The 23,868-nt window shown below is 46.3% G+C and carries 21 protein-coding genes; 11 read left to right on the top strand and 10 right to left on the bottom strand.

The features are described from left to right. Positions 1 to 99 precede the first annotated feature (99 nt). Positions 100 to 762 carry a CBS domain-containing protein gene (locus FTD44_RS00565; protein ID WP_222164682.1) on the bottom strand — a complete coding sequence of 221 codons (663 nt, stop codon included), beginning with the start codon at positions 760 to 762 and terminating at the stop codon, positions 100 to 102. Positions 763 to 926: 164 nt separating this feature from the next. Here FTD44_RS00565 and FTD44_RS00560 point away from each other — a divergent pair, with 164 nt between their 5' ends. The 4 genes from FTD44_RS00560 (at position 927) to FTD44_RS00545 (ending at position 4,686) form a co-directional block, all read left to right on the top strand. Next, positions 927 to 1,499 carry an RNA polymerase sigma factor gene (locus FTD44_RS00560; RefSeq protein ID WP_222164681.1) on the top strand — a complete coding sequence of 191 codons (573 nt, stop codon included), beginning with the start codon at positions 927 to 929 and terminating at the stop codon, positions 1,497 to 1,499. Next, positions 1,496 to 2,707: a hypothetical protein gene (locus FTD44_RS00555; protein ID WP_222164680.1), complete on the top strand. Its 1,212-nt coding sequence runs from the start codon at positions 1,496 to 1,498 to the stop codon at positions 2,705 to 2,707. Before FTD44_RS00560 ends, FTD44_RS00555 begins: the two co-directional genes overlap by 4 nt. A 75-nt stretch (positions 2,708 to 2,782) precedes the next feature. Further along, the gene (locus FTD44_RS00550) at positions 2,783 to 4,024 is read left to right on the top strand and encodes a mechanosensitive ion channel family protein (protein WP_222164679.1); all 1,242 of its coding nucleotides are present in this window, start codon (positions 2,783 to 2,785) and stop codon (positions 4,022 to 4,024) included. A gap of 68 nt (positions 4,025 to 4,092) precedes the next feature. Then, a complete protein-coding gene (locus FTD44_RS00545) occupies positions 4,093 to 4,686 on the top strand; it encodes an HD domain-containing protein (protein WP_222164678.1) in 594 nt (197 codons plus the stop codon). Between the two features lie 114 nt (positions 4,687 to 4,800). Here the strand turns inward: FTD44_RS00545 and FTD44_RS00540 are convergent, their stop codons facing one another. Then, positions 4,801 to 5,859 carry a branched-chain amino acid aminotransferase gene (locus FTD44_RS00540; RefSeq protein WP_222164677.1) on the bottom strand — a complete coding sequence of 353 codons (1,059 nt, stop codon included), beginning with the start codon at positions 5,857 to 5,859 and terminating at the stop codon, positions 4,801 to 4,803. A 168-nt stretch (positions 5,860 to 6,027) separates the two neighbouring features. On the opposite strand from FTD44_RS00540, the gene FTD44_RS00535 reads away from it, so the two are divergent. Then, on the top strand, positions 6,028 to 6,453 hold the full coding sequence (locus tag FTD44_RS00535; protein ID WP_222164676.1) for a hypothetical protein: 426 nt from the start codon (positions 6,028 to 6,030) through the stop codon (positions 6,451 to 6,453). Between the two features lie 14 nt (positions 6,454 to 6,467). Then, the gene (gene rdgB / locus FTD44_RS00530; RefSeq protein ID WP_222164675.1) at positions 6,468 to 7,049 is read left to right on the top strand and encodes an RdgB/HAM1 family non-canonical purine NTP pyrophosphatase; all 582 of its coding nucleotides are present in this window, start codon (positions 6,468 to 6,470) and stop codon (positions 7,047 to 7,049) included. On the opposite strand, the gene FTD44_RS00525 is transcribed toward rdgB, so the two are convergent. Continuing rightward, on the bottom strand, positions 7,030 to 7,344 hold the full coding sequence (locus FTD44_RS00525) for a cell division protein ZapA (protein ID WP_222164674.1): 315 nt from the start codon (positions 7,342 to 7,344) through the stop codon (positions 7,030 to 7,032). The two genes, rdgB and FTD44_RS00525, sit on opposite strands and share 20 nt — an antisense overlap. 88 nt (positions 7,345 to 7,432) lie before the next feature. Here FTD44_RS00525 and ftsY point away from each other — a divergent pair, with 88 nt between their 5' ends. The 3 genes from ftsY to FTD44_RS00510 all read left to right on the top strand — a co-directional run bounded on the left by ftsY (position 7,433) and on the right by FTD44_RS00510 (position 14,442). After that, complete coding sequence (ftsY, locus tag FTD44_RS00520; RefSeq protein ID WP_222164673.1) at positions 7,433 to 8,407, top strand: signal recognition particle-docking protein FtsY; 975 nt, start codon at positions 7,433 to 7,435, stop codon at positions 8,405 to 8,407. 118 nt (positions 8,408 to 8,525) lie between these two features. Then, entirely contained in the window at positions 8,526 to 11,303 is a 2,778-nt protein-coding gene (locus FTD44_RS00515; RefSeq protein ID WP_222164672.1) for a carboxypeptidase-like regulatory domain-containing protein, read from the top strand. A gap of 928 nt (positions 11,304 to 12,231) precedes the next feature. Further along, a complete protein-coding gene (locus FTD44_RS00510; RefSeq protein WP_246625303.1) occupies positions 12,232 to 14,442 on the top strand; it encodes a B12-binding domain-containing radical SAM protein in 2,211 nt (736 codons plus the stop codon). A gap of 123 nt (positions 14,443 to 14,565) precedes the next feature. Here FTD44_RS00510 and FTD44_RS00505 read toward each other — a convergent pair whose 3' ends face one another. After that, positions 14,566 to 15,537, bottom strand: a complete 972-nt coding sequence (locus tag FTD44_RS00505) for a polyprenyl synthetase family protein (protein ID WP_246625302.1) — start codon at positions 15,535 to 15,537, stop codon at positions 14,566 to 14,568. Positions 15,538 to 15,686: 149 nt separating this feature from the next. On the opposite strand from FTD44_RS00505, the gene FTD44_RS00500 reads away from it, so the two are divergent. Then, complete coding sequence (locus tag FTD44_RS00500) at positions 15,687 to 16,559, top strand: murein L,D-transpeptidase catalytic domain family protein (RefSeq protein ID WP_222164671.1); 873 nt, start codon at positions 15,687 to 15,689, stop codon at positions 16,557 to 16,559. Positions 16,560 to 16,672: 113 nt separating this feature from the next. Here FTD44_RS00500 and FTD44_RS00495 read toward each other — a convergent pair whose 3' ends face one another. Both FTD44_RS00495 and FTD44_RS00490 read right to left on the bottom strand, forming a co-directional pair. Continuing rightward, positions 16,673 to 17,407, bottom strand: a complete 735-nt coding sequence (locus FTD44_RS00495) for a neutral zinc metallopeptidase (RefSeq protein ID WP_222164670.1) — start codon at positions 17,405 to 17,407, stop codon at positions 16,673 to 16,675. 228 nt (positions 17,408 to 17,635) lie between these two features. Then, entirely contained in the window at positions 17,636 to 20,161 is a 2,526-nt protein-coding gene (locus tag FTD44_RS00490; protein WP_222164669.1) for a T9SS type A sorting domain-containing protein, read from the bottom strand. A gap of 647 nt (positions 20,162 to 20,808) precedes the next feature. Here FTD44_RS00490 and FTD44_RS00485 point away from each other — a divergent pair. Next, on the top strand, positions 20,809 to 21,177 hold the full coding sequence (locus tag FTD44_RS00485) for a DoxX family protein (protein ID WP_222164668.1): 369 nt from the start codon (positions 20,809 to 20,811) through the stop codon (positions 21,175 to 21,177). Here the strand turns inward: FTD44_RS00485 and FTD44_RS00480 are convergent. The 4 genes from FTD44_RS00480 to FTD44_RS00465 are packed head-to-tail and all read right to left on the bottom strand — an operon-like array spanning position 21,149 to position 23,862. Continuing rightward, positions 21,149 to 21,877: a type 1 glutamine amidotransferase gene (locus tag FTD44_RS00480; protein ID WP_222164667.1), complete on the bottom strand. Its 729-nt coding sequence runs from the start codon at positions 21,875 to 21,877 to the stop codon at positions 21,149 to 21,151. The two genes, FTD44_RS00485 and FTD44_RS00480, sit on opposite strands and share 29 nt — an antisense overlap. Further along, positions 21,874 to 22,614, bottom strand: coding sequence for a YggS family pyridoxal phosphate-dependent enzyme (locus tag FTD44_RS00475; protein WP_222164666.1), 741 nt, complete (start codon positions 22,612 to 22,614; stop codon positions 21,874 to 21,876). Before FTD44_RS00475 ends, FTD44_RS00480 begins: the two co-directional genes overlap by 4 nt. Next, positions 22,599 to 23,336 carry an AAA family ATPase gene (locus tag FTD44_RS00470; RefSeq protein ID WP_222164665.1) on the bottom strand — a complete coding sequence of 246 codons (738 nt, stop codon included), beginning with the start codon at positions 23,334 to 23,336 and terminating at the stop codon, positions 22,599 to 22,601. Before FTD44_RS00470 ends, FTD44_RS00475 begins: the two co-directional genes overlap by 16 nt. After that, a complete protein-coding gene (locus tag FTD44_RS00465) occupies positions 23,323 to 23,862 on the bottom strand; it encodes a GNAT family N-acetyltransferase (protein ID WP_222164664.1) in 540 nt (179 codons plus the stop codon). The genes FTD44_RS00470 and FTD44_RS00465 overlap by 14 nt, the downstream gene beginning before the upstream one ends. Between the last annotated feature and the right edge of the window lie 6 nt (positions 23,863 to 23,868).

Here is a 23,868-nt window from a genome sequence, read left to right as displayed (position 1 = left end):
TGTCGTGGCGGTTTGTTGTTTCTTTTTTACTATTCCACACCCCCCCCCCCCCCCCCCCCCCCCCCCCCCCAACACTTTTATAACATGTTTTTTATTTAATTACATATTGATATAAGTCATCAGCAATTTATAGCGCTGTGCCAGATCATCATAAGCCGGCAGGTCACCATAAACTTCTTTTACGGTATACTCAAAGCGCTCAAATGCAGCAACAACAGTTTGTAACTCCTGTTTATTCGTTTTCAGTGTCACTTCCAGCATACCGGTTTGCGTATTGGTATAGACCCTGCTGTTGAGGATAATTACATTTTCTCCTTCGCAGATACGGGCAATCTGTCCCAGGCTGTAATCGCCCAGTTTCATTTCCAGTACAATGATGCCGCCAGGCTCATTCAGGCTGCCATTCTCTCCAAGATAATAAAACAACGCATCACGGGAGATTGAACCCAGGTATTCCTGCTCCTGGTTGAGTACCGGTACTACCGGAACCTTGTTTTGTATTGCCATTTTTACCGCCTCAAAAGGGTGCAGCTGTACATGACAGAACAGACGGTTCAGCCTGCCTTCAAACACCGACAATTCATCATCCGGATTTTCCCAGTCCAGCAGTATCGATTCCTTAACCATGCCCAGGTAGTTCTTACCGTTTACCAGAGGTAATTGTTCCAGGTGTGTCTCTGCAATCATACGTAACGCATCATCGACAGTATCGGAAGGTTTCAGTACAGGTATGGTAGGTTCTATTAAAGCGTCTAATGGCATGATGTAATTGTTTATCCTGGTGAGCAGATATTGTTGCAAATGTAGGCAATAAGCCTGTTGCAGTGGTTAATTTAAGTCTAAAATTATTTTAAAGAACATATTGCCGGTTTTTACAGGCAAAAACATAGAAAAACATTATTTTTACGATTCAAAACCTTTTTCCTTTGTCGCATACAATCTATCGAAACCTATTGGACGAGGAACTCTTGTACAGGGTTGCTCATAAGCGGGATCAGGAGGCACTGGCCACCCTGCATAAGCGTTATGCACACCTGGCTTTGGGTGTGGGTATGAAATACCTTTCTGCCGATGCTGCCAAAGATGCGGTGCAGGTTGTTTTTATCAAAATATGGACCGATGCGGCACAGTATAAAATCAAGAGTTTTAAACCCTGGTTATATACCGTTGTAAAGAACCATTGCCTGATGGAACTGCGTAAGCAGCAACCGACTACTCCCGTAGATACAGAAAATACATTTGACTTTGTGGAATATGAAGACCTTTCGCATCATAAGATGGAACAGGAACAAGTATTACGGATTCTCGAATCCTGCCTGAGCAAATTACAGGAAGCACAAAAAGCCTGTATAGAGCTGTTTTACCTGCACCAGAAGACCTACGCAGAAATTGCTGCACACAATCAGATGGATGACAAACAGGTGAAAAGCTACCTGCAAAACGGCAGACGTAATCTGAAACTTTGTTTTGGTCAACATAAAAACAGCATTGCATCATGAACAGTAGAGCCAGATTGATAAAAGCGATAGATAACAGTGCCTGCCTGACCAGGAGGCAGATTAATGATTATATCTATAAAAAATTATTTCCGGAAGAGCAGTATGTTGTAGAAATGCACCTTAATGAGTGCCCTTTCTGTAACGATGCTATAGAAGGTTTCTTAAAGACATCCAACGCCAACCAGTTGCTCAGCGAGGTAGACACCCTTCAGTTACCTGCGGTGGAGGCTACTCCCGAGCCATTGGTAGAAAAGGTTGTGCCTAAAAAAGAAGTCATCGTGCCACCGGTATCCAAAACGGTGACAGAAGGACCGGTACATCCGACACAACGTAAAACAGTTGCATTTGATGCACCTGAACGTAAACGCGGTATGAACTGGAAAGTAGGACTGGCTGTAGCTGCAGTCGTTGGTCTGGGTATCTGGGGACTGAATCAATTTAACAATCATAAAGCGGAGAAAGCCGCTATGCTGGCAAAAGCAAACGAATCGGCCGGCGCACTGGATGAAGGGGTAAGCCCTCCGGTAAGCCGCCAGGATGACTCTGCAATGAATGCCAAATATGGCATGCAGGGACAGGCCGCTCCGGTTATCGCCAGCCATAGCAGTACCAGGGTCAGTAATGTTGCTGCTGACAGTGATGCAGCCATGGTGGCTGCGGCCGATGTGCCTGCAGCAGCTGCACCGGCATCTATAGCGATGTCCAGAGAAGCAGCTCCGAGCCCTGCAGTGGCCGCGGCAAAAACAGCCGCTCCTGCAGAAAGTAAGGCTAAGACAAATGCGACACCTGTATTAGCGAAAACGACTCCTGCTGAAACCAGGGCTAAAGCTGCAGAAGTGGTGAAAGAAGCTGATATGCGTACGACCAGCAGCAGTACAACAACTACAAAACCTGTAGCCACAGCAGTGAAACCTGTTGCAACCGAAAAGACCGTAGCTAAAGAAAAAGTACGCCCTTCTGCTAAAACACCTGAGGAGCGCGCCAAAGATGCTGCCAATAAAAAAGCGGCTGCAGAAGAGAAAGCGATCACACAGGCAGAAGCAGACTTTAAGAAGGGTATGGACTTGTATAAAAAGAAACAATATGCCTCGGCATTGCCTTATTTCCAGGCAGTGGCTAAAAAGCCTGATATGCCTAACAGCAAGCAGGCAGCTAAATATGTGAAGCTGTGTAAAGAGCAGCTGGCTAAGGATAAAGACGATAAGTAATGCAGCCGGTAAGCGGGTGCAACAGAATAGCGGTGTTGCCCGGTACACTTACAGGTTACTAAAACGGATGATTTTATGCTGAAAGAATATATCAATATAATTGACCGCTATATCAGGGAAGAATTTCCTTTACAACTGCGGGAAGTGTCAGTATTGGCGTATAAAATAATCGCGCTGATACTGCTATTCCTGGTACTGTCTTTTGTCCTGAAACGGGTCTTCATACCAATCATCCGCTGGATCGTTTTTAAATCCAAGAGGCCGTTTTATATTGCCTGTTACAACCGGCACGTGTTCCGCTCCTTTCTCAATTTCATTCCCATGCTGTTCTGCTACTGGATTATTGAAGATGTGTTTTACCGGAGCAAGCGATTCCTGCCCTATATAGATGCCATATTTAACTGGCTTATCATCACCGTAGTTGCCGTCATACTACACAGACTTATCAAAGCGGTAGAGGATTATGCCGATGGCAATCAGCTGAACTATAATGCAACCGGTATCAAAGCCGTGGCACAGTCCATGCGCATTATCGGCATCATAGCCTACGTCATTATTTCCCTGTCTATATTCCTGCGCATCTCTCCCGGTAGTATTTTTGCCGGACTGGGTGCCATGACTGCTGTAGTACTGCTTATTTTCCGGGACACAATTCTGGGGTTTATTTCCGGTATCCATGTGGCGACATCAAGACTCTTCAAAGTAGGAGACTGGATCAATGTAACCAAATATAAGCTGGAGGGAAATGTGATAGAGATCAACCTGCTGACAACCAAGATCAAGAATTTTGATAATACCATATCTTCTATTCCTACCTACGACCTGATCTCCACAGAAGTGCGCAATGCACAGGTGCTGATCGATAAGAACTCCAGGAGGATTAAACGCTCCATATTTTTTAGTATCAAATCATTTAAGTTTATTGACTTGGAAGCCTATCAGCGCCTGCAAAGGATCGATATGCTGAAAGACTATTTCCTGACCAAAGAAATGGAAATACATCGCCTGGAAGAGATCAATACCGGTGAGGCTGCAGATGAATACCTGATCAATGGTAAGCAACTGACCAATATCGGCACCTTCAGGATGTATGTATACAATTACCTGAAACGCCATCCGCAGATTGATGAACAACAGCCGATCATGGTGCGCCAGATGGAGATTTCGCCCAATGGTATGCCCCTGGAGATCTACTGTTTTACCAAGCTGGGGATCTGGAGCGATTTCGAAAACCTGCAATCCGATATTTTCGATCACATACTGGTAGCTGCCCGGGAGTTTGACCTGGATATAGTACAGACGGTAGCCAGCTCATAAGCACAATGTATGCTGCGGTAGGATCGAAGGTCGGGAAACAAATATGTAATCAATATATAATGTATAATATGATACCCGAAAAACTGCTGCAGCAAATTGACTTTATTAAAGAAATTGATAAGGTCAAGTACATTCAGCGCAAGACAAAATTATTCAACAGCGACAGAAATGAAAATGATGCCGAGCACAGCTGGCACCTGGCCTTAATGGCCATCGTACTGGCTGAGCATGCCAATGAGCCGATAGATGTCCTGAAAGTGGTTAAAATGGTGCTGATTCATGATATTGTAGAGATCGATGCCGGAGATACCTTTATCTACGATACGCAGAAAAATCACAGCAATACAGATGAGGAACTGCTGGCCGCGAAACGCATCTTCGGTATGCTGCCACAGGCACAGGCCGAAGAGATGATTGCGATCTGGGAAGAGTTTGAAGCCGGTGTCAGCATCGAAGCCAGGTTTGCCCGTTCAATGGACAGGCTGGAGCCATTGTTGCAGAACACCTCTAATAGTGGCGGTACATGGAAAGAATTTGATGTTCCCTATCAGAAAGTATATGAGAAGAAAAGCGTCATTAAAGAAGGCTCAGAGCCGATCTGGTCCTTTGCCGAAGGTTTGATCAATGATAGCGTGGAGCAGGGTATTTTGAGAAAGGATTAATTGTAATCCGATCCTGTAACAGGAGTTTGCAATTATACCAAAACGGATATTCATTAATAGATAAAGGGCCGGATCATTGATCCGGCCCTTTATCTATATGCTAAAAGCGATTGATTAGTTTACTTTAAACAACCATCCGTTTTTATCTTCTGTACGTCCGTAACGGATATCGTCCAGTTGTTTTTTGATTTTGTTAGCGATAGGGAATGTCTCTGCAGGAGGCAGGGTCAGTGTCTCGCCTTCGTAAGTCAGGTCCTGGATCAGGGACATAGAAGCCGCTGTACCGGTACCGAATGCTTCCTGGAATTTACCTTCTTTATACGCCTGTACCAGCTCTAAGATGCTGATCGGACGCTCTTCAACAGGAATTCCGTTTTCTTTCAGCAGGGCAATAACGCTGTCTCTGGTTACACCAGCCAGGATCGTACCGCTGTTCAGATCAGGAGTCAGGGCTTTACCATCAACGATGAAGAACACGTTCATAGTACCGATTTCCTGTACGAATTTATGCTCAAATGCATCTGTCCACAGGATCTGATCGTAACCCATTTTCTTGATTTCGCTGGTAGGCAGCATAGATGCGCCATAGTTACCAGCAGCTTTGGTATACCCGATACCGCCAGGTACCGCGCGTACATATTTCTCCTGCACATAGATACGTACCGGTTTGCTGTAGTACGGACCAGCAGGGCTATTGATGATCATGAATTTATAATCGTGAGAGCTTCTTACACCCAGGAACTCATCTGTAGCCATCATAAACGGACGGATGTACAGTGATGTACCATCTTCGTTAGGTACCCATGAGTTATCCAGAGCAATCAGCTGACGCATACCTTCCAGGAAAATTTCTTTCGGGATCTCCGGCATATCCAGGCGGGCTGCAGATTTATTTAAACGTTCCCAGTTTTTTTCCGGGCGGAAAACCGCTGCCGTTCCGTCTGGTTGACGATAAGCTTTTACGCCTTCAAAAATAGCTTGTCCGTAATGTAAAGCTGAGGTTGATGGACTTAAGCTTAAAGGACCATAAGGTACGATTTCCGGATTGCCCCACTGGCCATCTTTATAATCGCATACCAGCATGTGGTCAGCATATTCCTTACCAAAAACCAGTTCATCTTTGCGTAGCTCATGCGCACGACTGTCTGCTACTTTAGAAATTTTAATGTCCATATTGTCTAAATAATAGATTTAATATAATTATGACCCGGCTTTAGTGCTAGTCAAAGACTTACAAAGCCGGGGCAAATCTACGTTTTTTTGAACAATATAGAAGTGTATTGCAGTTTGTTCATAAAAATTTACTTTTGCCGGGAACGCTTTCTATACGTACTTTACCATATGATACAGCAACTTTTTGCCTCCGAAACACTGGTGCATAACCTGCCTAATTTTAACAGTTTGTCAACACCGGAAGGGGTGCGTGTACTGGTAATCCTGGATCGTTTTGTAGACGAAAATGCTGATAAAGAACAGATTACGAAGATTTTTCAGGCCTGTAAAATCACGCCGGAGCAACTGTATATTACCGACGAGCGGGTAGCCTGGCAAAACATCAGCGGGGTAGACAGTATCAAGGAAGTATTTCTGTTCAATGTAGATCCGAAAAGTATACATATTCATTATACCTTATTCCCTTATAAAATGCTGGGTATCGGAGATAAGCAGATCCTGCTGGCCGATGAGCTGCGCATGGTTATGGGCAATGCCCAGCTGAAAGCCGACTTCTGGAACAAGGCACTGAAACCATATTATATCGGAAAATAAAAAGACCAAGATTCATGACCAGATTAGTATTAGCCTCCAATAATGCACATAAGATTGCAGAGATCAACGGCCTCCTGGAGGGCGCTTTTGAAGTGATCAGCCTCAGAGATACCGGCATTACAGAAGAGATTCCCGAGCCGTACGATACCTTCGAAGAGAACGCACTGGCTAAGGCCAACTATGTATATGAGCGTACCGGCCTTATGACCTTCTCCGAAGACAGCGGCCTGATCGTACCGGTGCTGAATGGTGCACCAGGAGTGTTTAGTGCACGCTATGCCGGTGAGCCGCGCAGCGATGAGCGCAATACCGAAAAGCTATTGCAGGAACTGAAGGGCAATACGGATCGCCATGCCTATTACCAGACGACAATTTGCCTGGTAGGCAGCGGAGCACCAGCGTATTTTAAAGGAATCTGTGAGGGAGATATTGCTACTGCACCATCGGGCAGCGGAGGCTTTGGCTACGATCCTGTATTTATCCCAAAAGGGTATGATCAGACTTTCGGACAGCTACCCGCAGAGGTGAAGAAGGCCGTAAGCCATCGCGCTAAAGCCATGGCTCAGTTCGTCGGGTTTATAAAACAAGGTCTGTAGCAGGAGCGGACTTGTCTTCAAGGCAGTCGTCTATAGATTGCATCATGTCCTGTATCGTATCCTGTTGCACCGGGGTGAAGCCACTGTGATCGGTTACCTGGTCGGTAGCATACATCATCAGGCACATAGCCAGGAAGTCCTGTTCATCTTTGCCCACGATATCGTTGCGCAGTTTGGCCAGTCGCTGTTCAGCTACTTTCATTGCCTGGCGTATCGCCTGTTCCTCTTCCGGCTTTACCCGGATGCGGTAACTGCGGCCGGCCAGCCATAAGGTTATAGGGATGGTGTTTTCCATAACAGCATTCATTTTCAGCAAAAATAAAATTTTGTATCCTTATATAATAGACTAATTTTACACCTTATAATTTTTTATATTATCTGTTATGGGTTTTTTTGACAAACTATTCAAAAGAAATAAAGATCAGGAAGAACAAAAAGCGGTATTAGACGAAGGACTAAAACAGACCAAAGAGAATTTCTTTAGCAAGATCTCCAAAGCCATTGCAGGAAAGAGTGAAGTAGATGAAGAAGTGCTGGATAACCTGGAAGAAGCCCTGATTACAGCAGATGTAGGCCTGGATACGACCGTTACCATCATCAAAAATATCGAAGCACGCGTTGCCAAAGATAAATACATCAATACAGGCGAACTGAACAACATTCTTCAGGAAGAAATCGCCAATATCCTTACCGACTCATCCAGTACCGATTACAAAACGTACGGCACACCGCTGGATAAAAAACCTTATGTAATACTGGTTGTAGGTGTAAACGGTGTAGGTAAGACTACAACGATCGGTAAGCTTGCGTATAATTTCAAGAAGAACGGTAAGTCTGTATTGCTGGGTGCTGCCGATACCTTCCGTGCCGCAGCTGTAGATCAGCTGAGCATCTGGAGCGATCGTGTAGGGGTACCTATTGTAAAGAAAGAGATGGGCAGCGATCCTAGTTCTGTAGCTTATGATACTATCGTCAGTGGTATAGCCCGCGATGTAGATGTAATCATTATAGATACTGCTGGTCGTCTGCATAATAAAGCGCACCTGATGGAAGAGCTGAGCAAGATCAAACGCTCTATCGGTAAAAACATGGAAAATGCTCCGCATGAAGTTATGCTGGTGCTGGATGGCAGTACAGGGCAGAATGCATTGGAACAGGCCAAGCATTTTACAGCAGCTACAGAAGTGACCTCACTGGCCATTACCAAGCTCGATGGCACGGCCAAGGGTGGTGTGGTATTAGCCATCGCAAATCAGTTCAAAATACCGGTAAAATATATCGGTGTAGGAGAGCGAATGGAGGACTTACAAGTATTTAATAAATATGAATTTGTAGATACTTTATTTTCCTTGCAGTAACATATGGTTAATGGTAGATAAATAACAATTACTTTATACAGTTTCTCTCAGTAGCGGCAAAACTTATTCTAGTTTTGCCGCTACTTTTTAGAACCATTTTTTTAGTTATTTATACTATATGAAGCACGTTTTACTGCTCTCAGTTATTTCATCTTTTTCCGTTATTGTGCAGGCGCAGACTGCCCTGGTAAAAGGTGTTCTGGAAAACAAGGACAACGGCAGGCCACTGACCGAAGTGGAAGTGACCATTCCGCAACTGAAACTGATGAAGATAACCAACGCAGAAGGGCGCTTTACCTTCAGCCAGGTGCCGCATGGTACCTACAAGCTGGTGGTGAATACTTCTGCCAACAAACAAGAAACAGTAACGATCAATGTGGACCAGGACGTTGTAGACCTGGGTGCACTGGCCTTCGGGATTGATGAGCAGGCTATCAGCGTAGCCGCTAACCAGGCGCCGACCATTTCGCTGGAAGAGAATGCCTCTTCCGGAGATGATGACGGTATCAGCGATCAGAGCGTATCCGGTGTACTTACCGCATCACGCGATCCTTACCTGGCCGCAGCCTCTTATACCTTTGGGCCGCAGCGTTTCCAGATTCGCGGATATAAAAGAGATCAGCTGGAAGTATATATGAATGGTCTTCCGATGAATGATGCTGAATCCGGCTCGGCCTTCTTCGGTCAGTGGGGCGGACTGAACGATGTGTTCCGCAACCAGACTGTAACCTACGGACTATCTCCTTCAGAAGTTGGTTTCGGCGGACTGAGCGGCGCGACACAGATCGAAGCCACTGCTGCCGATCAGCGCAAGCAGACCCGCATCTCTTACGCAGCCTCTAACCGTACTTACCGTAACCGTGTTATGATTACCCACAGCTCTGGCCTTAATGAAAAGGGCTGGGCTTATTCCGTATCTGCTTCCAGAAGATGGAGCGATGAAGGCTATATTCCGGGTACATTCTACGATGGGTACTCAGCCTATCTGGCCGTGAGCAAGAAAATCAATAATGCCAACTCTATTCACCTGACCGCGTTCGGCGCACCAACCAGCCGTGGCAAGGCTATGCCTGCTACGCAGGAGGCTATGGATCTGGCCGGCAGCAACTTCTATAATCCTAACTGGGGTTATGTAAATGGAGAGAAGAAAAATGCCCGCGCCAATAATTCCAACCAACCCGCTGCTATACTGACTTACAAGTATAACCCGGACAATAATACCCAATGGAATACCTCACTGGGCTTCCAGACCGGTTATAATGGCAATACTGCCCTGGACTGGTACAATGCTATGGACCCTCGTCCTGATTACTACCGCAACCTGCCTAGCTATTACCTGTACGATCCGAGAGGCGCAGACGAGGCTATGGCCAATGCACAGCGCGATTACCTGCTGGCAGATCCAAGTCGTATGCAGGTCAACTGGGATCGACTGTATGGTGCCAACCGTATGAATGTACGTACCGTAAATGGCGTTACCGGCAAGCGTTCGGTATACCTGATCGGTGAGGACAGAGACGATATCAATAAGTATATGCTCAATTCCACACTGCAAAAGGTAGTAGGAGAGCACGTAAAAGTAACTGCCGGTGTAGCAGGCATCCTGCAAAAGACTGCAAGCTACCGCAAAGCCTATGATCTGCTGGGTGGTGACTATTATGTAAACCTGAACCAGTTTGCAGAGCGTACCTATATCGGTAACAACGATTACAACCAGAATGACCTCAACAATCCTAATGGTATTGTGTACAAAGGCGATAAATATGGTTATTACTACAAATCAGACTTTGTACGCTCTTATGCTTGGGCACAGGGCGAGTTCACCTACAATAAAGTAGACTTCTTCCTGACCGGTCGCCTGGGTATGGAAGGCTTCCGTAGAAATGGTATATTTAAAAATGGACTGTTTGCCGGAGATTCCGAAGGCCAGTCAGAGCGTTTCGACTTCCTCACCTATGCCGTAAAGGGCGGACTGACCTACAAACTGGATGGTCGTAACTACCTGTACGTAAACGGTGCTGTCATGACCAATGCTCCAACATTTGACAATACCTTCGTATCGCCGCGTACCCGTAACAAAGCTGTAGACAACCCGGTTGTAGAAAAGATCACTTCATTAGAAGGTGGATATTTACTGCGCTCACCATTCCTGAATGGTCGCCTGAGCGGGTTTGTAACCGAGATGAAAGACATCACCGACATCAAACGTTTCTACCACGAAGACTATCGTACGTTTGTAAACTATGTATTGCAAGGCGTAAATATGCGTAACCTGGGTGGAGAGTTTGCCCTCAAAGCCAAGATCAGCCCGAGCCTGTCTGCCACCGCAGTAGCCAGCTGGACACAAGCCTTCTATACCAGCCGTCCTACGGCCAGCGTATTCCTGGACAATGATACCTCTACCAAAGTAGCTACGCAGACCATCTACCTGAAAGATTATTATGTTGCATCGGGCCCGCAATCGGCCTACACACTGGGGCTGAACTACAGCTCACCTAAATACTGGTGGGCCAATGTAAACTTCAACTTCTTTGACCGCAACTATATCGACGTAAACCCTGCGCGCCTCACTTCCGATGCAGTAGAGTTTATACCCAGAGGTACACCACAGTGGAACGATATCCTGGGTCAGGAGAAGCTGCCGGCATATTACACCATAGACCTGTTCTGTGGTACCTCCCTGAAACTGAAGAAATACATCAGATCGGCCAGCAACGATATGTTCCTGTACATCAATGTTGGGGTTAATAACCTGCTGAACAATAAGAACATCCGTACCGGAGGTTTTGAGCAGTTGCGTTTCGATGCCGCTACACAGAATGTAGAGCGCTTCCCGGCCAAGTACTTCTATGGCTATGGTGCCAACTACTTTGTGAGCGTTACCTACAAGTTCTAAGCATTCAATCCTATAACTATATACAAGGCCCTTCCTCAGCAGGAAGGGCTTTTTGTTTCGTCTATTGTTGGCCAACCCTCGCCTGGAGTACATTCTTTCCGTCATTTCGAGCGTAACGAAGTGTAGCCGAGAAATCTCCATTCTTAATTATAAAAGGAGATATCTCCATTCCGCTACGCTACAGTCGATATGACGAAGCGATCGTACCCGTCATTTCGAGCGCAACGAAGTGTAGTCGAGAAATCTCATCAATCTTTCCTTCAATCATGAGATATCTCCATTCCGCTACGCTACAGTCGATATGACGAAGCGATCGTACTCGTCATTTCGAGCGCAACGAAGTGTAGTCGAGAAATCTCAATTCATAATAAGAGAGGAGATGTCTCCATACGATCGACATCACGAAGGGACGTAACCCGTTCGCTGAGGCACTCGAAGTGATAATGTTGTGCATAAAGTACCCTTCGATGCTGGCGCGCGCTCCCAAGCGCGTGTCCTCGCATACCTCATGACCCCACCACAGAGGTACCCCCGGCTACCCCAAACCTTAATGAACGCGATAAAAAGCTCAATTCAATTTAGTCAAAAGCACAATGAAGCGACCCCAAAGCACAATAGAGGGTATATAAAAGCTGTGCGCGAGGGGTAAAAAGCTCCATTCCCGCAGCTTTTTGCTTAATTTCATTTCTTAAAAAGCTGCGTGCATTCCATAAAAAGGTACTCCCGGCCACCCAAAAGCTAAATATCATTTAGTTTTTTTGCGCGTCGATTCAGGTTTGGTGTGGATTCATTTATCTAAAGGGTAGATAGATTTATGTTTTGGCTCCCGCTAGCGCACGCGCCATCGCGTGTGCCTAGAAGTACAACAGCCGCCCCTCGTGTATGCCTCAGCAAAAAGGCATATCTTTGCATATTGTTGAATAATAATATGATGCGTCCCGTGCAACAATCCGTTTTCCTGGTCACCCCTCCGTTTACACAGCTCAATACCCCATACCCGGCTACTGCTTACCTCAAAGGTTTTCTGAATACCAAAGACATTGAGTCGCACCAGGCCGATCTGGGTATACTGGTGATCAACGAGTTGTTTTCTGCAAAGGGGCTGGAATCCTTGTTTACCGAGATCGAGGCCGGCGGTTATGTGTTGGATGGCAATATTGCCCGCATCATGACCCTGAAAGAGGATTATCTGCACACGATAGACCCGGTCATAGCCTTTCTGCAGGACCGTAACCCTACACTGTCTTATGCCATCTGTACCGGCAATTACCTGCCCGAGGCCGGAAGGTTTGAGCAGGTGGCCGACCTGGAGTGGGCCTTTGGTACACTGGGTATCCGCGACAAAGCACGACACCTGGCTACTTTATATTTAGAAGATATTTCAGACCTCATCATTGCCACCGTCGATCCGCTGTTCGGGTTCAGCCGGTATGCCGAGCGACTGGCCAGCAGTGCACGCTCTTTTGATGATCTGTATAATGCCTTAAAGGCACCCCCTACCTTTACCGATCGCATTCTGCTGCGCATACTGGAGGAGCAACTGGCGCTGTACAAGCCTACCTTGATGGGTCTTTCGGCACCATTTCCCGGAAACCTATACAGTGGTCTGCGCTGCGGACAATATATCAAACAACATCATCCCGAGATCAAAATATGCCTCGGTGGCGGTTATGCCAATACCGAGCTGCGCAGCCTGAGTGATGCCCGGGTATTCGAGTTTCTGGACTACGTAACCCTCGACGATGGCGAGGCGACCGTGTTGCACCTGATCGAGATGCTGGAGGGCAAGCGGGACATACACTTCCTCAAGCGCACCTTTGCTTTGGATGAGGAGGGTGTGGTACAATACTACAACGGCACCATAGCCGGAGATTATAAGCAGGCCGATGTGGGTACACCCGATTACGGAGACCTGCCACTGGATCGCTATCTGTCCGTTATAGAGGTGGCCAATCCGATGCACCGCCTCTGGAGCGATGGCCGCTGGAACAAGCTGACCCTTGCACATGGCTGCTATTGGGGCAAATGTACCTTCTGCGACATCTCGCTCGATTATATTAAAAATTACGAAGCTACTACGGCTGTAGTGCTGGTCGATCGTATGGAGCAGCTGATCAGCGAGACGGGACAGCATGGCTTCCACTTTGTCGATGAGGCAGCACCGCCTGCGCTCATGCGGGAGGTTGCACTGGAGATCCTGCGCCGTAAGCTGACCATTACCTGGTGGACCAATATCCGTTTCGAAAAAAGCTTTACCCCTGATTTGTGTCGCCTGTTGGCGGCCTCGGGCTGTATAGCGGTATCGGGCGGGCTGGAAGTCGCCTCTGACCGATTGTTACAACTAATCAAGAAAGGGGTAACCGTAGCCCAGGTGGCTAAGGTGGCCGATAGCTTTACCGAAGCGGGCATTATGGTACATGCCTACCTGATGTACGGCTTCCCTACACAGACCGAGCAGGAGACGATCGATAGCCTGGAGGTGGTACGCCAGTTATTTGAACTGAATGTGGTACAATCGGGTTTCTGGCACCAGTTTGCCATGACGGCACACAGCCCGGTGGGTATGAATCCTGAGCTCTTTAAAGTGAAAAATGTGCTGGAGGGAGTAGGGGCATTTGCCAATAATGACCTGCCGCATATAGATGAAACGGGAGCAGATCATAGCCGTTATGCTGGTGGCCTGAAAAAGGCGCTGTATAATTACATGCATGGTATCTGTTTCGACTTCCCACTGCAGGACTGGTTTGACTTCCGGGTGAAAAGACCAACCATTGCTCCGGATTATATAGAACGCAGTCTGGCCGAAGCACCGGAGCCGCCATTACGCCCGAGCACTAAGATTGTATGGACGGGTAAGCCGCCGCAACTGGAGGTAAATCATCAGAAACATAAAGGTAAGATTGTGACCCGTGCACAGCTGGTCTTCCAGCAAAAGCGCAGTGCCCTGGAGCTAAATGTAACCCCTGCTGAGGGTAAGCTGATTCAGGAATTGCTGGAGCGCTGTCATGTAAGTAACCAGGCCATGACCGTAGGTGCACTGCAAGACCATTTCATGCAAAACCACCATACCGATATTATGCCTTTACTGGAAGGCCCTACGATAAAAGACTTAAAAGAAATGGGCTTATATATTTTATAAGCCCATTGTCGTATTTGTCGCAATATTTTAATGATCGTCATGTCGACCAGCGTGGAGACATCTCCTCTTGCAGCGATCAGAGATTTCTCGGCACCGCTGCGCTCGCTCGAAATGACGGGCACATTAGTAATCTCTGTTGATGAGGAATTGTACCAGTTCGCGGAACGGTGCTTTCTTTTCATCCGGTACCTGCACTTCGTTCAGCGCCTGTAATGCCTTTTGCGTATAAGCGTCTATCGCTTGTTTGCAGATAGATCCTACACTCAAGGTATTGTACAACTGAATGGTATCCTGCACTTTAGCAGGACCATGCCCATGTGCCAGTATATTTATGGCTGTTTTCTGCGTATCGCTTGCCTGTAGCATAGCGGTAATCGCCAGGAAGGTTTTTTTATTGGCCTGTATATCTCCGCCTATTTGTTTGCCTACTTTATCGCCATCACCAAAAGTATCCAGGTAGTCGTCCTGTAGCTGGAAGGCAATACCCAGGTTCTTTCCGAAGGTGTACAGGCGGGCTGCATCTTCTTCAGTCGCACCGGCTATCAGTGCGCCGATCTGCATACTGCAGGCCAGTAATACAGCCGTCTTCTGCGCAATCATGTGGATATAAGCCTCTTCAGTAACATTGTCCTGCTGTTCAAAATCCATATCCAGTTGCTGCCCCTCACATACCTCTATTGCTGTACGGTTAAAAATGCCCAGCAAAACGGGTATTAACGCTGGTTTTACCCTTTCCAGGCACTGGAATGCCATAATGTTCATCACATCGCCGGATAGGATAGCTGTAGTGGTGCTGTATAACTCATGAACGGTAGTCTTGCCACGACGCAGCGGGGCATTATCCATAATATCATCATGTATGAGGGTGAAATTATGAAACAGCTCTATGGCTGCAGCACCCCAATATACATCTGGTGTAATGCCTTTGTATAAGGCAGCGGCCATAAGGCATACCGATGGTCTGATTCTCTTACCGCCAATCGATAATATATAACTGCAAGGTTCATATAAATTCCGGGGTTCGCGGGAGAAGAGTTGCTGCTCCTGTAAAAACTGCTCAAAAGCCTGAGCGTGGTGCTGGAAAGACTGCATCATAAAGGATTTCAGAGAGATAAATGTCCGTTGCGAAAGTAAACAATCTTTGTGAGAGCGATGGGCTAATATGTTAAAATTTCCCCCTAAAGGGGGGATATTTCTAATATATTTTTTAACTTTGAATATTAACCAACAGAAAATTTTATTTGATGATACAAACTAAAAACTGGGTAAAGGCATTTATTCTTTTTTTATCAGTACACATCATTCCGGTGTCGAACGTAATTGCAGAGGGTTTGGTAATACCTACATCTACCAAAATGGTAGAAGATAACGCAACCCGTATTTATCAGGAAATTAACTTCGGAAGTTTCCGTAAATTATCCAAAGAAGTGTTCCTGAAAGGATATCAGGGCTACCTGAATCTGAAACAAAGTGGTCAGTTAAATGACCATGACGTTTTAACCATTTGTGACTTTAGTCTTTCTTCTAACGTTCCGCGCCTGTGGGTGATTGACCTGAAAAAGAAAAAAGTGCTGTTTAATTCTCTGGTCGCACACGGCCAGGGCAGTGGCGAAGAGTTTGCAACAAACTTTTCTAATGTAGAGAATTCTCATCAAAGCAGTATGGGTTTTTATGTAACCGATAATACATACTATGGTGATAAAGGATATTCTTTGAAATTGCAGGGTAAAGATGTCGGGTATAATGACCAGGCATTTAGCAGGGCAGTGGTAATACACGGAGCAGATTATGTCAGCTACGATTTTATTAAAGGCAATCAACGCCTGGGTCGCAGCTGGGGATGCCCGGCATTACCGGTAGAGCTTACCCGTCCTATTATTGATAATATCAAGGGCGGTACCGCTTTATTCATTTATACGTCAAACCGTAAGTACCTGGCCAGTTCAAAATGGCTGAACAAATCTCCTAAAGTTAAAATGGAGGATATGTTCAACCCTAATGAACCAAGAATGCTGGCAGAAAACGCACAGGAAACGAGAGACACTGTAGCCAAGCCGGTAGCCCCGAAATTGCCGGTGGAAAAGAAACCGGTGCCCGCAGAGATGTACTTTAATTGAACTTTAGTATTGGTTGCTTTTGGCGCATACAAATATGCTTGAGCAATAGTTAAAAGTCCGCAGCAATAGCTGCGGACTTTTTTTTAGGTCTCTCATTACAACTGTTGATCTCCTTAAAATTGTGCCACATAATTCTTGGCATTATTAATCGCTTCCGGCAGTCCATATCCGATACCTACCTTGCTTTTTGAAAAATTGTAGCCCGACATCAGACAGCTTCTTCGCTGCTCTGGTGTGCCATGATGCCCGGGATCATTGAAACTATAGTCCCCGATGGCATAAAAAGAGCTCGCTACCTCACCAACATACTGATCTCCAACGGCCATACTTTTCAGGTGTAGATAGCATCCTGCCAGATAATCTGCAAATAGCTCATTTCGAAATGAATGGCTTGAGTAAACCTTGTATTTGGCATCGACACAATGCCCGAATTCATGTGCCATGATTATGGCAATACTGATCCCGCTATTAGTAGGAGAATTGGCGAATTCTTTATTGATCAGGTTGAAACCTATAGCCACCGTGCCATCAGGATATTGGTTATTAGACACCTGCTCTGTAAAGTAGGCATTGGCCCCACTATTATCAGTGTAGAAATAGATATCAGGCATCACTCCGAATTTCTGTGCCAGGTTGTTGTATTCTCCGTAATGCCATTGATCCAGTTGCTGATTTCCGGAAGATTTATAAAGTTGTCCGAGCCCGCCAAAACTGGAAACGAAGCAATAGCCTCCTTCATCCTTAGGCGTAATTTCTGTCGGTTCGCATCGGGCAAACAAAAGGATTATTGCCAAATACATCAGGTACGACACCCGGCCGCTGATCCTGTATTTCTTGTTCCTGGTCATAACTTTAGTATTTAAATGTTATAGTAACCGTTTTTTTTGGTACTGCAATACAGTACAAAAATAACATGATGTTACATTGATCTTTAGCGTAAAAACACCCCTATTTTATCCGTGCAAATATGGTGGTATTTTATAATATTAGTTGTATTATTAAAATGGTTTAAGTAGAAAGGTTCCGCGGCAATTACCGCGGAACCTTTGTGTGATGGATTTTTTTGTGTATTTATACTATTCTTTCACAAACGATGATCTGGATAACTGAGCACCTGTCTGGTCTGCCACGATGCATAAGTATACACCAGCAGGCAAATGCTTCATATTTACCTGTACAGCGCCTGTTTTTGTGTTGCCGGTATATACCACCTGACCATTGGTATTGTACACTGTTACGGTTTCAGTACCTTTCAGGCCATTGATCGTTACCGATTCACGGGCTGGGTTAGGGTATAGAGTGATGCCATTGTTCTGACTATACTTTACTATTCTTACCGGGCTGTATGCATATGCACCATCATGATCTTTTTGTTTCAGGCGATAGAAATTATCTCCGTAAACCGGTTGCTGATCGGTATAAGTATACCTGCCCTGCGACACAGCTGCATTACTGCGTACCGAACCAATAATGTTCCAGTCCTTGCTGTCTGTACTTCTTTCGATATCAAATCCCCAGCTGTTTTGCTCCGCAGCAGTTAACCATTCCAGCAGTACACTGTTTGGTTGCTTTATGGCTTCGAAGCGCAGCAGTTGTACCGGCAGCGGACAGGTTACCTGGTACGCCACTGTATCTCTGCTCACACAGCCTCCCATCGGACTGCTTATGGTCCATACAAAGCGATAAGTACCCACAGAATCCATATTATTTGCCACCGTAGAGAAACTGGATGTTGAGGCAATAACCGGTACAGCGCCTGTTGGAGCCTGCGCGACGGTCCATGCACCAGTGCCGGAACCTGGATTATTGCCCAGTAAAGCTGCACTGTTGGCACATAATCCCGACTGATCTGATCCTGCATTAGCATTGACCGGATTTTCTACATGTACCGTAAAAGTACCGGTCATAGCCGCTCCGGAACAGGCATATTCCTGGTCCAGGAACGGACCGATGCCTGCTGTTGCCGGCTCTGTCTCAATCCTGAATACATAATCGCCGGCTTTGTCCAGATTACTGATAAGCGTAGAGGTGCTGGTTATAGAGCGCAGGTTGGAGGAGGTATAGGTTGGGGTAGCAGACCCGGCAGGTTTAGAGATTACCGAGAAGCTGTAAATGCCGTTAAATTCCTGAAAGTAACTGCTATTGACTACTCCCTTATAGATAGCAGGCAGGGGTATTGTCGCCGAGATAGCGCCGGTGCCCGGATAACATATACTCTGGTCGGAAACGGCAACATCAGGGCGGTTATTGTCAGAGATATGGATGTAGTAAGGTTGTGAGATAGAACAGGAACCGTTAGAGGTGCTTACGCTGAACTTATAGGTACCAATCTGCCAGCCGCCTGCAGGAGGGGTTACCGTTACGGTCCGGTTGTAGGTGCCGGCACCTGCCAGGCTCACTGTAGGCGCACCTCCCGGAGGGAAAAAGCCACTTGGTGTAATGGTATTGGTCACCGTGGCCGGATCAGAAGGGTTAATGTCGAAATAGAATAATTCTGGTGTGGTACTGCCGACTTTATTCGTGCAATGTACCTCACCTCCGCTTCCTGAGGTGGCATATGCCTTATATTGTTCGGGGTGTGCTGCAGGAGCAAAGTTGACATCGCTGGGCGTTGTGCCCGTATAGGTAAACGATATTGTCGGGGTCGTATACGTACCACAACTGTTGGTGACGGTCAGGGTAAACTGATAAGTACCATTTATGGTCATACCGGTAAAATATACTCGTCTTAACTCAACAGCGTAAAAAGTCATATTGGCTCCTGCCGGCTGGCTGATCACATTTAAGGTAACCGTATTACCATTCGCTACCGTACCTGCTGATCCCGCGTAAGCAGTACTGAAAGCAGGAGAGGTAGACTGAAAGTCGTAAAAGTCCAGTGAGTTGGACGGGTTCCGGCATTTGGATACAGTTGTCGGAGAGACGATCTGTGGATTAGGTACAAAACGAACGATAGTGGTATCTTCATAACTACAGATACCATCCAGCGAAGTAATCCTCAGTATGGCATAGTATGCCGGATCGATTTCATGAGTTGCTGTGTTGATCAGGGAGAATGTTGGTGTAGCAGTTGTTGTACTGCTGAATTGTGCATTGGTCGATACCTGGGTGTTGAAGCGGGCAAGGTTGAAAATATTTACTGCTCTCCAGCTTCCGGTATAACCGGCTGGGATTACCCCGGAAAGGTTCGTGGTACCGGTAGTGGCACAGATTGTAGTAATATCTGATCCTGCTGTAAAGCCGGCTGGTCTTGGATGTGCGGTGATGGTTACATTAGATGTAGCTGTGCCGGTACCACAAGGGTGGCTGAGGCTGAATACATAATCTCCGTTTACGGTCATGCCGGTTACCGTTGTGGTAAGGCTGTTGGGAGTAGTGATCACAGGAGTTGTCGGACCAGATACGAAGCTCCATGTAGGGTTGCCCGCGCCGACAGTACCGGATACTCCACCTGTCAGGGTAGTGGAGGAGCCGCAGATGATGGAATTGCCCCCTGCATTTACAGTACAGTTGACCGTAATAATTTGGGCATAAAGTTTGCCTGCTGTGCCGGATAGCATTGTCAGCAGGACGATAATTAATCGGGTAAAATTTAGTTTCATGATTTTTGGTTTTGATTTTAAATTGCCTGGATTGTGTTGAAAAGAAGGGTAAGATGCGCTATAGAAGTATTTCCTGGGTTGTCGCGGTGCAATGCCAATACTGTTATGCCTTATGAAAAAATCGATCCGGTCTTTCGCCTGTGAGCAGGCAAAGAGGAGAATCGATTTCAGGTTTTGTCTTTTGTAAGGTGTGTAGTATGGAGAGAATTAATCTCTTCATCATTTAATTTGTTCTGCGATTAATTCTGCATGCAAAATAAAGCCAGGAGATATAGAATAATAAATAATATAGTATCTCCTGAATACTATACTGCGGCTTCTGCTACTGTTTCTCCGTACATTTCCGATAGTCTTAACCAATCAATAGGATTCAGGATGCTACAAAGTAGTGTAGAGTCTTGTTGATGAACGAAATAGAATATTCTGGGGCGCAATTTTCCCCGTAGTTTCTGCAGTATGATGCCGGATATCTTTCGGGATGCTCAAGTTTTGTATTCGGGAAGTACTATAATGCCGGTTGAGTTATGGCAGAGTATGGTAATGAGAGAGGCCTGGAAGGGCGTAAGTACTCTTGTACTTAGATTTGCTTTATAAGCATATACCGGCTTAATTTTGCAGCCGAAAGCTGTGATACAGCGATTTAATTTATGATGAATACCATTTTGTGGGTACTACAGATCCTGCTGGCGCTATTTTTTATCATGCCGGGTTATGGCAAGCTGTTCAGCAGCAGGCAGCAGCATATTGAAGATAAACATATCAAACCCGATGGCCAGGTATGGCCGATAAGGGTACTGGGAGTGTTGGAATGGTTGGGCTGCATCGGCATCATCCTGCCCTGGTATACCGGCATCGCGCGAGTGCTGACACCAGTATCTGCATTGGGTTTCGGGCTCATTATGCTGGCCGGCATATTCATGCATGGGCGCAGGAAAGAATATAAAATGCTACCCATGCTGTTTATCGTCTTTTTAATGGCTGTAATCGTTACGTATTGTCGGTTTGCAGGGGTGTAGCTGTATGTAACCACTGCTCCAGGATTACCGCCATTATAGCGTTCGAGCGCCCGATGTGATCGATCTTACTCAATATAGTCTCCTTGTCCTGTACAAAAGGATTGTCCGTAACATCAGTCGGAATGTGCTCCAGCACTTGCTCCAGGCTTTCCTTCGTCAGCTCCAGGTGAAACTGTAAGCCGATAACTTGTGTACCGTTATACATAAATGCCTGGTGGCCGTTGGCCTCTGATTGTAACAGATCCAGTGCACCGTCCGGAATGACAAACTGGTCGCCATGCCAGTGAAATACAGTTGGCTTACTGCGGAATAAATCGTCAAACCAGGGCACCAGATTACAGTCAAAGTCGGGTAGTACGGGCCACCATCCGATCTCTTTATGGTCTGCCATGACCACTTTAGCGCCCAGACAATGCGCGATCAGTTGTGCACCCAGGCATATACCCAGCACTTTCTTGCCGGAGCGGATACACTCTTTTATCAGCGCTTTCTCCTGGCTCAACCAGCTGTACCGGTCTTCTTCATACACATTCATCGGGCCGCCGAGAATGATCAATGCATCAATTGCAGCAGCATCCGGCAGCACATGATTTGTCTCATAAAGCCGGGTAGCAGAGATCTTGTGCTGATGCTCCTCTAACCAGGTTTCGATATAGCCTAATCCTTCAAAGGGCGCGTGTTGCAGGTAGTGTACATTCATATCTGTGTTGTATGTTCGTTCCAGTAATAATGGTCAGGAGTAGTTCGCTGCCCGAATACAGCTGTACCCACCCTGATGATGGTTGCACCTTCTTCTATAGCAGTTTCCAGGTCGCCGCTCATACCCATCGATAATTCATCCATAGATACTTCAGGAATATCCAGGGCAATGATTTCCTGCTGTATGGAACGGAGTAGCTGAAAGCACTTGCGTACCTGCTTGGTATCTGCACTGAACAGGCCTATGGTCATTAAACCCTTTATCTGTAAAGTGTCCAGTTGGGCTACCTCTTGTATAAGGGCAATTGCCTGATCTGGATGTACGCCGAACTTACTTTCCTCTCCAGAAGTATTGACCTGTATCAGCACTTCCATTTTCCTGTTTTCGGTGGCTAAGCGCTGATGCAGTTTTTCGGCAAGTTCCCACCGGTCCAGTGATTGCAGGCAGCTCACTTCATATTTGAGGATGTCTTTAATCTTATTGCTCTGCAGATGGCCAATGAAATGATTGGTATGTGGTATCGTTTTCAGGGCCTCATACTTTTCTTTCAGTTCCTGCACCTTATTTTCCGCAATAAGGGTACAACCCTGTTGCAGCGCCACAGCAATACGTTCCGGTGGCACTGTCTTGGTGGCCAGTAAGAGTTTAACTTCTGCACGTGCTCTTCCGCTTTGCTGGCAGGCTTTTGCCATGCGTGCCTCTATCTGCGCTATATTATGGTTTATGTCGTTATACATAGTTCTGTTTCCATTACCGCTTTTGCTTCCAGTTCGTTGATCAGGTTTGCTTTCACAACCCCCAGTGCATAATCCTTGGCCTCGGCAAAAGAGCAACCGTATCTGCGTTCAATGATTCGGAACTGTTCCGGGAAGCGGGATAATAATAGGGTGTAGTAGGTATCCAGTGCCTCATCAGCGGGCATTTCAAAAGGCAGCTTCAGCTGAAAACGGCGGATCAGGGCCGAGTCAATAATTTCCGGGTGATTGGTTGCACAGATCAGCAATGCTGTATCAGGATAATAATCGATCAGTTGTATTAACGTATTGACCAGTCTGCGCATCTCGCCCACATCTTTATCCTCACTGCCGCGGGCTTTACCGATCTGGTCAAATTCGTCCAGGAAGAGTACTGCCTTATCTCTTATGGCGCGGTCAAATACCTGTTTGATATTCTGTGAAGTCTCCCCGATACGGGAGCAGACCACATTACTCAGGTTCAGGATCAGTATCTTTTTACCTAATGCCTGTGCCAGCGCCTTTGCAGTCATGGTTTTACCACAACCGGAGCTGCCATACAGTAGTATTTTATTGTCCAGCGGTGAGCCATGCTGATGCAGTTCTGTAGCGAAACGATGTTCCCTTATCAGTTGCAGGACTTTAGCCCTGTTCTCTTCAGACAGTACGGTATCATCCAGCGAAACAATTTCTTTATCATTTATGATCAGGTCAAACGAGTTCATTATGCCATTTACTTTTAGTGATTTGATATACAAAGTTAAGCTTCGGTTGCTCTCCGAAATAAGTAACTTCCTGTTCTGCGATTTTTTCTGCACCCAGTCGTGAAATAGCGATTTGCGAGCGGATATTTTGCGCCCCGATATGGAAATGTACCTTCGATACAAAACGGAACAGATAATCCAGCATCAGGCGTTTTACAGACTGGTTATAGCCTTTGCCCCAGCAGGATACCGCATAAAAGGTATAGCCGATAAAGATACTGTCATCCTGTTCATCATAATCGTATAAGCGGGTACTACCGATGACTCTGCCACTATGCTTATCAGTAATGATAAAGGCACCTTTGCTCTGCATAGCTCCCTCAAAGAACGTGCGGAATACATCCTTCTTCCAGCGGTCTTTGTTGGGATGCTGCGCCCAGATGGCCGGATCGGCGGCAACGGGATATAACATATCAAAATCCTGCTCACGGAGCGGCGTCAGTACGGCAAGTTCATTTTCCAGTAAGGGTTGAATATTAAAATGCATGTTCGT

Origin of the sequence: Edaphocola aurantiacus (assembly GCF_019797745.1) — a bacterium.
In the GTDB taxonomy this organism is placed as follows: domain Bacteria; phylum Bacteroidota; class Bacteroidia; order Chitinophagales; family Chitinophagaceae; genus Edaphocola; species Edaphocola aurantiacus.
This window is presented reverse-complemented; position numbering and strand designations above follow the sequence as displayed.